At 42.2% G+C, this 592-nt stretch carries 1 pseudogene; it reads left to right on the top strand.

Annotated features, from left to right (window positions below):
• Positions 1-592, top strand: a pseudogene (locus R7Z49_RS26390) (GGDEF domain-containing protein); the annotation flags it as partial.

The raw sequence follows: 592 nt of genomic DNA on the forward strand, positions 1-592 counted from the left end.
AGTACATGCTAGAGCGTAAGCAGTATCAAGCTTTGTTAACGATGATTACGCCTTTACTTCCTGAGATCATCGAGAGTCGCTACATCAAACAGCAGCAAATGGAGCTGTTAAAAGTCGCTGCTATGGCTTACGCCGGAGATCAAAACTTCGAATTGGCCTATCAAACCTACGGTCAATATCATGAAAAATTCATTCAATTTAGTAATCAGCGTGAAGTCGAGAACTTAGAGCGACAACAAACCTTGTTTGAGCTAGAGCGATTAGAGTACGAGAACGAAAACCTCAACTGGAACAATGTATTACAGCGTCTAGAGCTGGAGAATAATCGCCGAACATTCTACCTGTTGGGTGAAGTGTTATTGGTAATGATTGGTATTTTATTGCTTATGGCGTTGGTATTTTTGTACGTGAACCGTTCGCGTTTGCGTATGCGTCGTTTGGCGAAAACCGACATGTTAACGGGCCTATTTAACCGCCGATTCTTGGAAGAATGGTTTGCGAAACCTGCAGAGCAAAAGCCTAAGCTGATTGAAAAGCCAATTCCAGAAACGAAGAAAGGTCAGTTGGTTCACAAGCTAAATAAGCAAGTCAT

This window comes from Vibrio sp. 1562 (assembly GCF_033340155.1).
Classification (GTDB): domain Bacteria; phylum Pseudomonadota; class Gammaproteobacteria; order Enterobacterales; family Vibrionaceae; genus Vibrio; species Vibrio alginolyticus.